A 15,103-nucleotide genomic window follows, 5' to 3' on the forward strand; every position below is an offset into this window, starting at 1 on the left:
TATTTTATTATCTAGCTCTATCTGGTGTAGCTGTTTTTCTTTTATTTAGCACCATTGGTCCCATTTTATCTGTAGCACATCTAAACCCTATGTAGTTTGTTGCCATATATTCTGGGAAATATCTTCTTTGAGCTGGATCTAACCAGTACTCTCTGTCAGCCCAAGAACCACCTTTATATACTCTAGACTTATCACTAATTAATGTAGTTCTTCTCTTATCATCATATTTATAATTATTAACCACATTACCTAATGTGTCAATTTCAGCTTCTGGCTTTTGAGGAGAGTTATACATTCTTTTTGTACGATCTAATTGATCTTTATCTAATCCATAGAACTTAGAAGAAGCCTGATCTCCATCACCTAAACTAGAATTGTTAGCTAAGTTATAATTTCTTCTCATGTAAGTATCTTCTTTAGTAATAGGAATATACTTAACACTTCCTGGTAAATCTTTAGGAACAATTCTACCGTTTTCTAAAGTATCATACTCTACTTCACCATCTCCCACAATAACAACTTTACCCTCTTCATTGATTAATTTTTTAGTAAAAATGTTACCTCTAAAATAATTAAAGTCATTTGCTTCAGAATCGATAATTGGTCTATATACATCTTCTACCCATTCAGAAACATTACCAGACATATCATATAGTCCAAAAGCATTAGGAGGGTAACTTCTTACTGCATTAGGAATATCTGATCCATCACTACTCCATCCAGCAATACCACTATAATCTCCTTTTCCTTGCTTAAAGTTAGCTAATTGATCTCCTCTTCTTCTCTTATCTCTGTCACGAGTATACTTTCCACTCCAAGCATATTTTTTTCTTCCTCTAATATTATTATATTCACGGTTTTCAAAAATAGCTTTTGCAGCATATTCCCATTCTACCTCAGTAGGCAGTCTGAATTTTTGAGATAAAATACCATCTGAAGATGTAACCTGTCTACCTGTAAAGGTTCCTTTTTCTGGTTTTGGTTCTCCTTTTACCTTTGGAACTGGTATACCCTTTTTATAAATTGTAGAGTCTCCGTCGAATATCGCGTAAGGATCTGTTAAATAAGTATCGGTATCAAAATTATTTTCTCCTTTAAAGCTTATAGAATCTTCTTTAAAAATGTTTTTTATAACACCTTTATCCATTAAAATTTTCAAGTTAACAGCATTGGTACGCCACTTACAATATTTATTTGCTTGAATCCAACTAACACCTACAACTGGATATTCAGCATAAGAAGGGTGTCTTAAATAACTCTCTGATAAAAGATTCGTATTCCCTAAACCTTTCCTCCATACCAAAGTATCTGGTAATACCGAAGGATAAATATTTTTAAACTGTGGGTCTTCTGGAGGAAAAACATCTTTAGTATACTGCATAAATAACCCATATTCTGCATTCGTTACCTCTGTTTCATCCATATAAAAAGTACGAACATGCATTTTTTGTGGAGTTGTATTCCAATCAAACATAACATCATCTTGTACTAATCCCATGGTAAAAGTACCTCCTTCTATGTGAACCATCCCTGGTGGTACATTTTTTCCTTCTTTATACTCTCCCTTTAAATATCCTCCATAGTTTGGGTCATTAAAGTTCCAACCAGTTAATGAAGATTTACTCGACCCACCTCCATTACTTTTACAAGAAGTAATTAATAAACTAGTGATCGCCAATAAACTAAATAATTTCAACGTACTTTTCATGTATTTTTAACTGTTTTTTAAGGGTGTCGCAATTTACAATATTTCTAATTTCTTACAACTAATTTATTTATAAATTCACATTTAGTAACCTTATCTATGCTAGATTACAAACGACAGTTTTTATACTTTAGTATTACGAATCTAAGAAAAAGATTAAAAAACAGACCATTAAAGTTTATTATTTTTTAACAGCGTAAAAATATTTTTTTCATTATTACGTATACAATATATAATATTGTTTAAGCAAACTCGTTTAGTTAGTTAACTAATAAATAAACCATTAAGTTTTATTTATACGAAATCTAAAAAAAGTTACTAGTTATAAACTCCCTCAAGAAAAATTATATATTTGCTAAACAATTAATCAAATTTTACATGAAAAAATTATCTATCGTATTATTTTTTGTGTGCTTTACCCTTCAAAATAAAGCGCAAGCCCAAACATCAATAAACACAACGGCAATGCCTTTCTTATTGATTACACCTGATGCTCGTGCTGGTGGTATGGGAGATATTGGAGTAGCTACCTCTTCAGATGCTTATTCAATTTTTCATAACCCTGCAAAAACTGCATTTAATCAAAACAAAATTAGCATAGGACTCAATTACACGCCTTGGCTTAGAAACTTAACTGACGATATTTTTGTTGGTGGAGGCTCTTACGTTAATAGGTACAGTGAAAAATCTGCTTGGGGTGTTGACTTAAAATACTTTTCTCTTGGAGAAGTTAATTTAACAGATACTAATGGCGGTTCTAATGGAATTGAAAACCCAAATGAATTAGCTATTACTGGTATTTATTCATTAAAGTTGAGTGAAAATTTTTCTATGGGTATAGGTTTAAAGTATATTCATTCTAATTATAAAATCAGAAGTAATGACTCCAACTTAGATGCAGTTAATTCTTTTGCAGTTGATGTTTCTGGTTATTATCAATCTAAGGAAAAAAACTTTGGAAACTTTAATGGTCGTTACCGATTAGGTTTTAATATCGCTAATATTGGCCCAAAAGTAGAATATAGTCCTGGTGTTCCTAACTTCATCCCAACCAATGCAAAAATTGGTGGTGGTTTTGATTTCATTTTTGATGACAAAAACATTTTGGGACTTAACTTGGAACTTACAAAATTACTTGTTCCTTCAAGTCCTAACTCAGAGAGAAGTTGGTTTGAAGGAATGTTTACATCTTTAGGAGATAGAAGTTTTAGTGAAGAATTGCAAGAAACTACATGGGCTTTAGGTGCAGAATATCTGTATAACAATGCCTTTGCTCTTAGAGCTGGTTATTTTCATGAGAGTGAAGAAAAAGGACAACGTCAATACTTTACCTTAGGTACAGGATTTACTGCTAGAGCTTTTACTTTAGATTTATCTTATTTAATAAATACTGCAGCTGTTAACAACCCGTTAGAAAATACATTACGGTTTTCTTTATCTTTTGATTTAGGAGAACTATATGAGGTATATTAAAAAGTGGTATTTTTTTTATAAATTCGTATCAGAATACAAAAGCAGTCTTACCGACTGCTTTTTTTGACTAATTTATTTACGATGAAGAAAATTGACGTAACTACTAAAGCAACTGTATTTGATAATATATCACAATTATCAACTGAAGATGCTTTTTTAATTCAAAAAGCTATTGAGGCAAGACAAAAAGCTTACGCTCCTTACTCTAAATTTAATGTTGGAGCTGCTGTATTACTAGACAATGGTCAAGTTGTTTTAGGAAACAATCAAGAAAGCGCTGCTTATCCTTCAGGTATGTGCGCAGAACGAGTAGCTATTTGGAAAGCGGGCTCTGAATACCCTAACATGAAAGTACTAAAAATAGCCATTACTGCTGCTTCTGAAAACTCTACGGTAGATAAACCTGTTGGTCCTTGTGGAGCTTGTCGTCAAACATTATCAGAATATGAAATCAACCAAAAACAACCAATTGAAATACTATTTACAGGAGAAGTTGGACAAATAGTAAAAACGGAATCGTTACTTTCATTATTACCTTTTTCATTTGATAGCTCATATTTGTAACAACCACCGAGTATCAAAATCACAAAAAAAAGCACCTCTGATTTTAAAAAAAACAATTTAACTTGTTTTTTTTAAAAACATAACAAATATTTGAAATTGAATGTAAATAAAACGGTTATCATCAATAAAAATATTTTATTTGTAATTACCAACCCTAAAAAAATCATTTATTTCAATGAAGAAATCAGTAATTACAGGAACAGGTTCATTTATCCCATCTATCAAAAAGGAAAATGCTAACTTTAATAATCATTCATTTTTAAATGCCGATGGAACATCTTTTGACAACCCTAACCCTATAATTATTGAAAAATTCAAATCCATTACTGGCATTGAAGAACGTCGTTACGCTAAAGATGAATATAAAGCTTCAGATTTAGGTTTTTTTGCTGCGCAAAAAGCTATTAAAGATGCTAAAATTAATCAAGAAGAATTAGATTATATTATTTTTGCTCATAATTTTGGTGATGTTAAAAAGAATGCCATTCAAAGTGACATTCTTCCAAGTTTAGCTACTCGTGTAAAACATTTGTTACAAATAAAAAAACCTAACTGTGTTGCCTACGATATTTTATTTGGTTGTCCTGGTTGGGTTGAAGGTGTCATTCAAGCACAAGCGTTTATAAAAGCAGGAATTGCTACAAAATGTTTAGTTATTGGTGGTGAGACTTTATCAAGGGTTGTTGACATGAATGACCGTGACTCTATGATTTATAGTGATGGTGCTGGTGCCTGTATCATAGAAGCTACTGATAAAAATGATAGTGGAATTTTAAGCCATGCTTCACAAACCTTTACTAAAGATGAAGCCTACTTTTTATTTTTTGGAAATTCAAACGATAAAAACAAAGACAAAGACGTACGCTACATTAAGATGCATGGACGAAAAATTTATGAATTTGCCTTAACCAATGTTCCAAAAGCTATGCAAACTGCTTTAGATAAAAGTGGTGTAGCTATTGATGATGTAAAAAAAATATTCATCCATCAGGCCAATGAAAAAATGGATGAAGCTATTATTAAACGTTTTTATCGTTTGTACAAAAAACCAATTCCTGAAGGTGTGATGCCAATGAGCATTCATAAATTAGGAAATAGTTCAGTAGCAACCGTACCTACCCTACTTGATTTAGTTTTAAAAGGAAATATTGAAAACCAAGAAGTAAAAAAAGGAGATGTTATTATTTTAGCATCAGTAGGTGCTGGTATGAATATTAATGCTATAGTTTACAAGATTTAATAGTTTAAAAAACTCTTTAATTTCTTACTAAATATTCTCGCAAATATAAAATCTAAGTACTATTTTTGCGCATGCAACAACACAACGTACTTATATTAGATTTCGGATCGCAATACACACAGTTAATTGCGCGCCGTGTAAGAGAATTAAATATTTATTGTGAAATTCACCCTTACAACAAAATACCACAAAATTTAAACGATTTTAAAGCTGTAATCCTTTCAGGAAGCCCATCTTCAGTTCGTTCAGAAGAGGCTCCTCATCCAGATTTGTCTGAAATCAGAGGTAAGAAACCATTATTAGCAGTGTGCTATGGCGCACAATATTTAGCTCATTTTTCTGGTGGTTTAGTAGCTCCTTCTAATACTCGTGAGTATGGTAGAGCTAACTTATCTTTTATTAAAGAAGGAGAAGAGTTCTTTAAAGATATTTCTGAAGGAAGTCAAGTTTGGATGAGTCATTCAGACACAATTAAAGAGCTACCTACTGGAGGAACATTATTAGCAAGTACTCATGATGTACAAAATGCAGCATACAAAATTGATGGAGAGACTACTTATGCTATCCAATTTCATCCAGAAGTATATCATTCTACAGATGGTAAACAATTATTACAAAACTTTTTAGTTACTATAGCTGGGGTAGCTCAAACATGGACACCAGATTCTTTTGTTGACGAAACTGTAGCTGAATTAAAAGCTAAGATTGGTAATGACAAAGTTGTTTTAGGTTTATCTGGAGGAGTAGATTCTACCGTAGCTGCAGTTTTATTACACAAAGCAATTGGAAGTAATTTGCACTGTATTTTCGTAAACAACGGATTGTTACGTAAAAATGAGTTCACCGACGTATTAAAACAATACGAAGGTATGGGATTAAACGTTAAAGGGGTCGATGCTTCGGCACGTTTTTTGGACGAACTAGCTGGATTAAGTGACCCAGAAGCAAAACGTAAAGCTATTGGTAAGGTTTTTATTGATGTTTTTGATGATGAAGCACACCAAATAGAAGATGCCAAATGGTTAGCACAGGGAACAATTTATCCCGATGTAATTGAATCAGTTTCAGTTAATGGAGGTCCTTCAGCTACTATTAAAAGTCATCATAATGTAGGTGGTTTACCTGATTTCATGAAATTGAAAGTTGTTGAGCCTTTACGTATGATTTTTAAAGATGAAGTACGTAGGGTTGGTGCTTCTATGGGAATTGATAAAGAATTATTAGGTCGTCACCCTTTTCCTGGGCCTGGTTTAGCTATTAGAATCTTAGGAGATATTACAGCTGAAAAGGTTCGTATTTTACAAGAAGTAGATGCTGTATTCATCAACGGATTAAAAGAAAGTGGGTTGTATGATAAAGTATGGCAAGCTGGTGCTATTTTATTACCCATAAATTCTGTTGGGGTTATGGGAGATGAAAGAACCTACGAAAAAGTGGTAGCTTTACGAGCTGTAGAAAGCACTGATGGTATGACTGCTGACTGGGTAAATTTACCTTATGAGTTTTTACAAAAAACATCAAATAAAATAATTAATAATGTAAAAGGTGTAAACAGAGTTGTATATGACATTAGCTCTAAACCACCAGCAACAATTGAGTGGGAATAAAAATCCACCATTAATATAAAAAAAGAGTAGATGAAGAAATTACAGTTTTTACTATTAGTTTGTGTTTTAACTTTTGCCGTTTCTTGTGGCCAGCAAAAACGTTATGTATCCTACAAAATTCAAGAAGGTGAAACGATGCGAGACATTGCGGATCATTTAGACATAAAAACGAAAGATTTATTACGTTTAAACCCTGATGTCGGAAGACGTCCTGAAGCTAACACAGTAATTGTAATACCAAACCCTAAAATTAAAAAGAGTACTTCTTCGTCTACTACCTCAGCTGAAGAAGAGGTAAATACTACCGATACTAATAATAACAAAGGTACGGCTATTGAAACTGAAGAAGATGATACTGTTTTTCAACAAACAGTTGTTGAGTATGAAACTCACGAAGTTCAAAAGGGAGAAACTGTGTATCGTATTACAAAACAATATGGTATAACAAAAGAGGATTTAATTAAATTTAACCCTGAGTACACCAATATTCAAAGTAATAATTTAAGTATTGGTCAGATATTAAAGGTTAAGGCTTTAGAAAAAACAGTTACTATTAATAAAAATGAAGTTTTAGAAAAATTCTTAACGCATACTGTTAAGAGTAAAGAAACTATGTATAGTTTAACTCGTTTTTACAATGTATCTAAAGAGGACTTACTACTCTTGAACCCAGAATATCCAGATTTGGCTGACAATAAATTATCAGTAGGTCAATTATTAAAAATAAAACCTATTGAAGAGGTTAGTAAAAGAGAAAACTATTCTTTTTACAAAGATTCTATTCAAGTTAACACATCTATTAATCTTGCTATTTTACTTCCTTTCAAGGCTGATGAATATAGTGAAAAATCAAATAAAGATATTTTTGATGACAACCCTTTAACTAATATGGTAACTGACTTCTATATGGGAGCAGAAATTGCTATTGATTCTATAAAAAGACAAGGAGTTAAAGTAAATGTTAACGTTTTTGATACAGGAAATAGAGGAAAGAATGTAACCACAATTCTTGAAAATAAAAAATTAGAAAATACAGATGTAATTATTGGTCCTTTTTATTCTGATAAAGCAGAAGTTATTGCTCGTAATGTAAACTCTAAAGTCGTTTTTCCACACTACTCTAATAAACAAGATAAATTTTCTTCACCTAAGTTAATTAAGACAGCTCCTGAAAAAAACAGCTATCAGATATACTTAGCATCTTATTTAAAAGATAGTTATAAAGATCAAGAAATATTTATTGTCAGTGACGAAAAGAAAGACACAAATTCAAAAGTTTCTATAATTATATCTGAACTGAAAAAACATGATAGTATTAATAATATACATATCTTAAAGCCTGAAAAAGGCTATATAAAGAGAACGCGTTTTACAAGTAAGATGTCTTCTAAAAGACATAACTGGGTTATAATTGCTTCTGACGACAACGTAGTAGTTGCTGATGCTCTAAATAGTATGATTAGCTTACCTGACGAAACTAAAGTTCAGGTATTTGCTATTAGTAAAGGCAATGCTTACGATAAGATTGATAATAATAAACTTGCTAGTATAAATTTCACTTATGTTTCTAATACTTATTCAGACGAAAATGCCATAGAAACTAAAGATTTTAACAATAAATATTTACAAAAAAACAACACTATTCCTTCAGACTATGCTATTAAAGGTTTTGATATAACATATGATGTTTTAATGCGTTTGGCTTCAGGAAATGAACTTACAGACACCTTTAAAAAAGGTGTTTCTTTACGTGTTGAAAATAAATTTGACTACCATAAAAAGATGTTTGGTAGCAGTGGAAATCAAGGTTTATTTATTGTTAAATACAATGAAGATTTAAGTTTAAGTAGACTTAGATAAAATCTAATCTAAATTTTATAATACAAAAGCCAAAACTAAAAAGTTTTGGCTTTTGTATTACCCATACATTTCTTTGTAATATTTTTGGTACTCTCCACTTGTGACATTCTTAACCCAATCTTTATTTTTCAAATACCATTTAACTGTTTTTTCTATTCCTTCTTCAAATTGTAAAGAAGGTTTCCATCCTAGCTCATTCTTAAGCTTTGATGCGTCTATTGCATAACGAAAATCATGACCTGCTCTATCTTTAACGTGAGTGATAAGTTTTTCTGACGCTCCTTCATCTCTTCCAAGAAACTTATCTACTACTTTTATTAGAACTTTAATTAAATCAATATTTTTCCATTCATTAAGCCCTCCAATATTATACGTATCTCCAATTATCCCTTTATGAAAAATAACATCTATTGCTTTCGCATGATCTTCCACATATAACCAATCTCTTACATTTTCTCCTTTACCGTACACTGGTAAAGATTTGTTATTACAAATATTATTAATGAATAACGGAATTAATTTCTCAGGAAACTGATATGATCCGTAATTATTTGAACAGTTAGAAATTACGATTGGCAAACCATAGGTATTTTTGTATGCTCTTACAAAATGATCTGATGAAGCTTTGGATGCTGAATATGGTGATTGGGGATTATACGAAGTTTTTTCAGTAAAAAAACCATCATTTCCTAAGCTTCCATAAACCTCATCCGTAGAAATATGATAAAACAATTTTCCTTTGAAATTGTCTTTCCAACTATTTTTTGCTACTTCTAATAAATTTAAGGTCCCATAAACATTTGTTTTAACAAACAACAAAGGATCTGTAATAGAGCGATCTACATGCGATTCAGCTGCTAAATGAATAATTCCATCAATTGAATAGCTAGAAAACAATTTTTTCAATAAATCTTCATCGCAAATATCTCCTTTTACAAAGGTGTAGTTCGGTTGATGCTCAATGTCTTTTAAATTTTCTAGATTTCCTGCGTATGTTAACGCATCTAAATTTACTATGTGTTTGTTTGGGTATTTATTTACAAACAATCTTACCACATGAGAGCCTATAAAGCCAGCTCCTCCTGTAATTAATATATTCCTCATGAAAGTTTAGTATATAAACTCAAAGTTACTAATAAATAAACGGAGTTTTTAACTCTGTAAAAGTAGAAAGTTGTTGGTCTTTTGAAGAAAGTATTATGTCTTCAGTATCAATTCTCCAATCAATATTCAATGTAGTATCATTCCAAATAATTCCTGAGTCATATTCAGGGGCATACCAATTATCTACTTTGTATGCAAAAACAGCTTCTTTGGATAAGGTTACAAATCCGTGTGCAAACCCTCTCGGTATAAATAGTTGTTTTTTATTTTCTTCAGATAATTCTAAGGTGATGTGCTTACTATAGGTAGGTGAATCTTTTCGAACATCCACAACTACATCTAATACTTTTCCTTGGATACAACGGACTAGCTTCGCTTGTGCAAAAGGTGGTTGTTGAAAATGCAACCCTCTTAAGGTTCCGTAAGTTGATTTTGACTCATTATCTTGAACAAAATTTATGTGTTCAATATTATTTTCAAATTCTTTTTGATTGAAAGATTCAAAAAAATATCCTCTATGATCTCCAAAAACTTTTGGTTCAATAACAACAACTTCAGGAATTTCAGTCTTCGTAAAAATCATTATCTCTCTTTTGCTAAGTTTAATAAGTATTGTCCGTAGCTGTTTTTTTTCAAAGGTCCTGCTAAATTTCTGACTTGTTCCTTATTAATATATCCCATATAGAGCGCTATTTCTTCTATACATGCTACTTTTAAACCTTGACGTTTTTCAATAGTTTCAATAAATTGACTTGCTTCTAATAAAGAATCATGCGTCCCGGTATCTAACCACGCAAAACCACGTCCCATCAATTCAACCTTTAACTGTTCGTTTTCTAAATAATACTGATTTACTGAAGTGATTTCCAGCTCTCCTCTTCCTGATGGTTTTACATTTTTGGCTACTTGAATTACATCATTTGGATAAAAATACAAACCAACTACCGCATAATTAGATTTAGGAATCTCAGGTTTTTCAATAATAGAAATAGCATTTCCATTAACATCAAAATCTACTACTCCGTAACGTTGAGGATCTTTTACATTGTATCCAAAAACAGTGGCTTTATTTTTTTCTTTTATATTATCAATTGCAGATTGTAGCATTTCAGGTAATCCATGACCATAAAAAATATTATCTCCTAAAATAAGACAAACATCATCCTTCGCTATAAATTCTTCTCCTATTATAAAAGCTTGTGCTAATCCATCTGGTGAAGGTTGTACTGCATAACTTAAGTGTATTCCTAAATCATTACCATCTCCTAATAATTTTTGAAAACTTGGAAGATCATCTGGTGTAGAGATAATTAATATTTCTCGAATACCAGCTAACATCAATACTGATAATGGATAAAAAATCATCGGTTTATCATATACCGGAAGTAACTGCTTTGATACTCCTTTAGTAATTGGATATAATCGTGTTCCCGAACCTCCTGCTAATATAATACCCTTCATTTATTAAACGTTTAAAGTACGCTAATTTATAGAAAAAATAAAGCTCAGGAAAACCTGAGCTTTGAATTCTAAATTATTACTGTTTTTGCTGCCATTTCCAGGCGGATAGTAAAGCCTCTTCTAATGTTTCTTGAGGCTTCCATCCTAAAACTTCATTCGCTTTAGTTGTATCTGCATAAGCTGCTGTGATATCTCCTTCTCTTCTTCCTACTATTTTGTAATTCAACGATTGTTGAGTAACTTTTTCAAAAGTTTTTATAATCTCCATCACAGAACTTCCTTTGCCAGTTCCCACATTAAAAAACTCAAAATTTTCTTCATTTTCTTTATTCAACAAACGCTGTAATGCTTTTACATGAGCTCTTGCTAAATCTACAACATGAATATAATCACGAATAGCAGTTCCATCTGATGTTGGGTAATCGTCTCCAAAAACAGCTAGTTCTTCTCGAATACCAGCAGCCGTTTGCGTGATAAATGGAATTAAATTTTGTGGAATACCTAATGGTAACTCTCCTATTTTTATAGATTCATGAGCTCCTATAGGATTAAAATATCGTAAAGCTATAGCGTTCATATCATAAGCCTTACAACTATCTTTAATAATTTCTTCTCCTATTTGCTTAGTATAACCATAAGGAGATTCAGCAATCTTTACTGGAGCGTCTTCTGTAATAGGTAACTCGTCTGCTTGTCCATAAACCGTACATGATGAGCTAAAAATAAAATGATCAATATTCCTATTTTTCATTTCTTGTAACAGATAAACTAAAGCGTTGATATTATTCTCGTAATAATCCAATGGCTTTTGAACACTTTCTCCTACAGCCTTAAAAGCAGCAAAATGTATTACTCCATCAATTGTACCATCATTAAAAAAGCTACGTACTGCTTTTTTATCTCGTAAGTCTATCTGATAAAAGTCTGGTTTGATATTGGATATTTTAGTAATTTGTTCTAATACATCTATTTTAGAATTAGATAAATCATCGATAATCACTACCTCAAAACCTGAGTTTTGTAACTCTACTACGACATGAGATCCTATAAAGCCTAAACCGCCTGTTACTAGTATTTTTTTCATTTCTTAATCTTGATGTTATAACTACTTTTTAGAAACTATTTAATGACTATTCATTGTGAAAACAATCTTTATAGTCTTTAATAAAATTTTAACATCTAATTTCCAAGAATACCTTTTAATATAAAACAAATCATATTCCAATTTTTTAAGACTTTCTTCAGGAGTTGCTTTAGGTAAGTGTATTTGTGCCCAACCAGAAACACCAGGTCGTATCATATGCCTTAAATTAAAAAATGGATTTTCTTGACTATACTCCTCTACATATTTTGGTTGTTCTGGTCTTGGTCCTATCAAACTCATGTCACCTTTTAAAATATTATATAACTGAGGTAACTCATCTATTTTAGAGAATCGTAAAAATTTACCCACTGGAGTAATTCTATTATCGTTAGCCACCGTATACCCTCCATTGTTTGTCTTCATGGTTCGTATTTTATAAATTTTAAAAGGCTTCCCTCCTCTACCTACTCTTATTTGAGAGTAAAACATCGTTCCTCTTGAAGTAAGCTTGGTAAAAAAACAACCAATTATTGTTAATGGTAACGCAATAGGAAAAAGAATTAGGAAAAATAAAATATCAAATCCTCTTTTAAAGAATAATAATCTACGTTTACGTCTTAAACTAAAAATCTCGTCAGAAAAATATTGATTGTCCTGTGTTTTTATAATTGGTACTCTTTTATTGATACATTCATAAAAGTCTTCAGAATCGTGAATTTCAACACCTGACAATCTTAACTTAATTAATTCATTAACTTGTTTTTTTGATAGTTCATTTAACTGAGAACTTTCGAAAACTACAACTTTTATATAGTTCTCTTTTATATAGTTTGTGAATGTTATTTTAGATGGCTCTAACTCTTTATAAAAAACAATTTCATATTTATCTGCAATTTTACTACTAGATAATAATTTATCTAGCGACTTGCTAACGTTAACAAACAGACATTTTTCCTTTTTTCTTTTTATCATTATTTCATCTTAAAAAGTGAACGCCTAAGAAGAGAAGTATTAAATCTCTAATATGTAATCACCTTTTCAGTTCACAACGCAATATTAAGAATTTTTTAAGAATTTTTAGCTTCTAAGCTATATAAAGACTATTTTCTCGTTTTCAACTTTGAACAAAGCTAATTTATTACCATATTATTTTTTCTTAATACTACTTTTTTTTCTAAAAATAGTATTGTAAACTATAGAAACAATTACTGATGGGAGTAATCTTCCTGGTGGTTTCAGAGAAATATATTTTATAAAATCATAATTATTAAAGAACCCAATTTTTCTAGAAAATGTTGCAAACTTTACTTCATTAACGGCATACTTTATTCCTCTTCTTTTTTTTATCATTTGATTCCCTGTTTGTACTCTAAAATTAAGTAAAGCATCTTCTAAATTATGAAAAACACACCCATTCTTTAATAATTTCACCCAAAGCAAATAATCTTCCCAAAAAAGAATATCACTAGTATAAGCTCCTACTTCTAATATTCTTGTTTTTTTGTAAACCACTGTCGGATGATTAATAGGGTTTCTAAACTTTGCAAAACTTAAAATTTTATCATGTTCAAAGGGTAACATTCTAAACTGATTTAAATCTCCTGGAACCTCTTCAAACTCCTCTATCATTCCTCCTAAAACATCTACATCTGGATTACTTTTAAAAAAAGAAATCTGTTTTTCAAATCTATCTGGCGTTGCGATATCATCAGTATCCATCCTAGCAATTAATTCATAGCTACATTCTTTTATTCCTTCATTTAAAGCATAACCCAGTCCCATATTTTTTTCCAAAACAATAATTTTAAGAATACCTTTAAGACCCTGCTTAAATTTATCAATAACATCATCTAATTCTTTGGTTAATGGTCCATCTTTAACTAAAACTATTTCATTAGGCTTAAGTGTTTGTTCTAAATATATACTATTCAACGCTGCTTTTAGAAATTCAGGCTTTTCCTTTATGTATACCGATAATAGTACTGAGAATTTCATTTTATATACGTATTTTTTTGTTTTAAAGATCCTTAATTGTTTTGTTAAACAACGTAATTAACTATCGACAATAAATAATATTTTAAAGAATAAAGGTACTTTATTCTTTTTTCTAAAAACAACCAGTTACACTTAATTTTGAAAGCCAAGTTAATACTTCCTTTATATTGTTCTAATTCTTTTGATAGTTGTTTTACTTTCTCTTTATTACCTTCTATAAAATAATATAAAATCATTTCTTTGAAATGGTTTTGATATATTTTATTGAATTTATTTTTCCCTAAACTCATCATATCATTCTCAAAAGTTTTTATAAACCTTCTCTTTGTTTTTTCAAAACCCTCTGCATTAGGATAATTCCTATGACCATCAACTGTAATCTCTGTTAAATATTCTTGTAATACCCCTAATTCATATTGTCGAAAAAACCTAACCAACAACTCCCAATCTTGATGTCTTTTAAAGCTTTCGTCAAAACCGTTTAAGTTAAGTAAAACTTCTTTCTTTATTAATAAAGTAGAACCTGCCCCAAAATCAATTTCTCCAGATAAAAACCGAGATAAAAAATTAAAATCGCCAGTGATTATATTTTTCTTATAAGTACATCCTCTAAAAGATTTTTTCGCTAAACACACAACTGCATCTTTCTTAGAGTGCTTTAAAAGATAATTAACTTGTTTCTTTATTTTATCTGGTTCAAATAAATCATCATCATCTAAAAAAGCTATATATTTAGCTTTAGAGTAATTTATCCCAGTATTTCGAGCTGCAGAACCATTTTTATTTGTTTTATGTTTTAAATAAATTACTTTTTTATTATTTCTAAAGTTTTCCATCAAAACAATAGTTTCTTTTCTATATTCATCTCCTTCATTATTATCATCTACTATTATAACCTGAATATTCTTATATGTTTGGTTTAAAACACTAGTTATAGCCCTTTTTAATTTTATAGGACGTTTATAGGTCGGTATTATCACAGAAACTAACTCTTCTTTAATCATCATGTT

General features: G+C 30.6%; 13 protein-coding genes. 5 read left to right on the forward strand and 8 right to left on the reverse strand.

The annotated features are described in order from the left end of the window. Positions 1-7: 7 nt before the first annotated feature. Complete coding sequence (gldJ, locus tag NH341_RS12755; RefSeq protein ID WP_047790231.1) at positions 8-1,708, reverse strand: gliding motility lipoprotein GldJ; 1,701 nt, start codon at positions 1,706-1,708, stop codon at positions 8-10. Positions 1,709-2,083: 375 nt separating this feature from the next. On the opposite strand from gldJ, the gene porV reads away from it, so the two are divergent. The 5 genes from porV (at position 2,084) to NH341_RS12780 (ending at position 8,449) form a co-directional block, all read left to right on the forward strand. Further along, positions 2,084-3,178: a type IX secretion system outer membrane channel protein PorV gene (gene porV / locus NH341_RS12760; RefSeq protein ID WP_159615360.1), complete on the forward strand. Its 1,095-nt coding sequence runs from the start codon at positions 2,084-2,086 to the stop codon at positions 3,176-3,178. 81 nt (positions 3,179-3,259) lie between these two features. After that, a complete protein-coding gene (gene cdd, locus NH341_RS12765; protein WP_047790233.1) occupies positions 3,260-3,742 on the forward strand; it encodes a cytidine deaminase in 483 nt (160 codons plus the stop codon). A gap of 175 nt (positions 3,743-3,917) precedes the next feature. After that, the gene (locus NH341_RS12770) at positions 3,918-4,982 is read left to right on the forward strand and encodes a 3-oxoacyl-ACP synthase III family protein (protein ID WP_159615358.1); all 1,065 of its coding nucleotides are present in this window, start codon (positions 3,918-3,920) and stop codon (positions 4,980-4,982) included. A 71-nt stretch (positions 4,983-5,053) separates the two neighbouring features. After that, a complete protein-coding gene (gene guaA, locus NH341_RS12775; RefSeq protein ID WP_159494538.1) occupies positions 5,054-6,589 on the forward strand; it encodes a glutamine-hydrolyzing GMP synthase in 1,536 nt (511 codons plus the stop codon). Positions 6,590-6,619: 30 nt separating this feature from the next. Then, on the forward strand, positions 6,620-8,449 hold the full coding sequence (locus NH341_RS12780) for a LysM peptidoglycan-binding domain-containing protein (protein ID WP_253057115.1): 1,830 nt from the start codon (positions 6,620-6,622) through the stop codon (positions 8,447-8,449). A 57-nt stretch (positions 8,450-8,506) separates the two neighbouring features. Here NH341_RS12780 and rfbB read toward each other — a convergent pair whose 3' ends face one another. The 7 genes from rfbB to NH341_RS12815 all read right to left on the reverse strand — a co-directional run bounded on the left by rfbB (position 8,507) and on the right by NH341_RS12815 (position 15,100). Next, positions 8,507-9,553 (reverse strand): dTDP-glucose 4,6-dehydratase, encoded by a 1,047-nt coding sequence (rfbB, locus tag NH341_RS12785; RefSeq protein ID WP_253057117.1) that lies wholly within the window; start codon positions 9,551-9,553, stop codon positions 8,507-8,509. A 28-nt stretch (positions 9,554-9,581) separates the two neighbouring features. Then, positions 9,582-10,136: a dTDP-4-dehydrorhamnose 3,5-epimerase gene (rfbC, locus tag NH341_RS12790; protein ID WP_253057119.1), complete on the reverse strand. Its 555-nt coding sequence runs from the start codon at positions 10,134-10,136 to the stop codon at positions 9,582-9,584. Continuing rightward, on the reverse strand, positions 10,136-11,014 hold the full coding sequence (gene rfbA / locus NH341_RS12795; protein WP_253057122.1) for a glucose-1-phosphate thymidylyltransferase RfbA: 879 nt from the start codon (positions 11,012-11,014) through the stop codon (positions 10,136-10,138). Before rfbA ends, rfbC begins: the two co-directional genes overlap by 1 nt. Positions 11,015-11,090: 76 nt before the next feature. After that, complete coding sequence (galE, locus tag NH341_RS12800; protein ID WP_159615350.1) at positions 11,091-12,098, reverse strand: UDP-glucose 4-epimerase GalE; 1,008 nt, start codon at positions 12,096-12,098, stop codon at positions 11,091-11,093. 39 nt (positions 12,099-12,137) lie between these two features. After that, complete coding sequence (locus tag NH341_RS12805) at positions 12,138-13,070, reverse strand: sugar transferase (RefSeq protein WP_159615348.1); 933 nt, start codon at positions 13,068-13,070, stop codon at positions 12,138-12,140. A gap of 174 nt (positions 13,071-13,244) precedes the next feature. Further along, a complete protein-coding gene (locus NH341_RS12810) occupies positions 13,245-14,093 on the reverse strand; it encodes a glycosyltransferase (protein WP_253057124.1) in 849 nt (282 codons plus the stop codon). A gap of 44 nt (positions 14,094-14,137) precedes the next feature. Next, on the reverse strand, positions 14,138-15,100 hold the full coding sequence (locus NH341_RS12815) for a glycosyltransferase family A protein (RefSeq protein ID WP_239179994.1): 963 nt from the start codon (positions 15,098-15,100) through the stop codon (positions 14,138-14,140). Positions 15,101-15,103 lie beyond the last annotated feature (3 nt).

Origin of the sequence: Tenacibaculum sp. XPcli2-G, assembly GCF_024124505.1 — a bacterium.
Lineage (GTDB): Bacteria > Bacteroidota > Bacteroidia > Flavobacteriales > Flavobacteriaceae > Polaribacter > Polaribacter mesophilus.

Bases quoted from the DNA above. Each gene is read 5' to 3' on its own strand.
- gldJ (WP_047790231.1), bottom strand. From the start codon at position 1,708: ATGAAAAGTACGTTGAAATTATTTAGTTTATTGGCGATCACTAGTTTA.
- porV (WP_159615360.1), top strand. From the start codon at position 2,084: ATGAAAAAATTATCTATCGTATTATTTTTTGTGTGCTTTACCCTTCAA.
- cdd (WP_047790233.1), top strand. From the start codon at position 3,260: ATGAAGAAAATTGACGTAACTACTAAAGCAACTGTATTTGATAATATA.
- NH341_RS12770 (WP_159615358.1), top strand. From the start codon at position 3,918: ATGAAGAAATCAGTAATTACAGGAACAGGTTCATTTATCCCATCTATC.
- guaA (WP_159494538.1), top strand. From the start codon at position 5,054: ATGCAACAACACAACGTACTTATATTAGATTTCGGATCGCAATACACA.
- NH341_RS12780 (WP_253057115.1), top strand. From the start codon at position 6,620: ATGAAGAAATTACAGTTTTTACTATTAGTTTGTGTTTTAACTTTTGCC.
- rfbB (WP_253057117.1), bottom strand. From the start codon at position 9,553: ATGAGGAATATATTAATTACAGGAGGAGCTGGCTTTATAGGCTCTCAT.
- rfbC (WP_253057119.1), bottom strand. From the start codon at position 10,136: ATGATTTTTACGAAGACTGAAATTCCTGAAGTTGTTGTTATTGAACCA.
- rfbA (WP_253057122.1), bottom strand. From the start codon at position 11,014: ATGAAGGGTATTATATTAGCAGGAGGTTCGGGAACACGATTATATCCA.
- galE (WP_159615350.1), bottom strand. From the start codon at position 12,098: ATGAAAAAAATACTAGTAACAGGCGGTTTAGGCTTTATAGGATCTCAT.
- NH341_RS12805 (WP_159615348.1), bottom strand. From the start codon at position 13,070: ATGATAAAAAGAAAAAAGGAAAAATGTCTGTTTGTTAACGTTAGCAAG.
- NH341_RS12810 (WP_253057124.1), bottom strand. From the start codon at position 14,093: ATGAAATTCTCAGTACTATTATCGGTATACATAAAGGAAAAGCCTGAA.
- NH341_RS12815 (WP_239179994.1), bottom strand. From the start codon at position 15,100: ATGATGATTAAAGAAGAGTTAGTTTCTGTGATAATACCGACCTATAAA.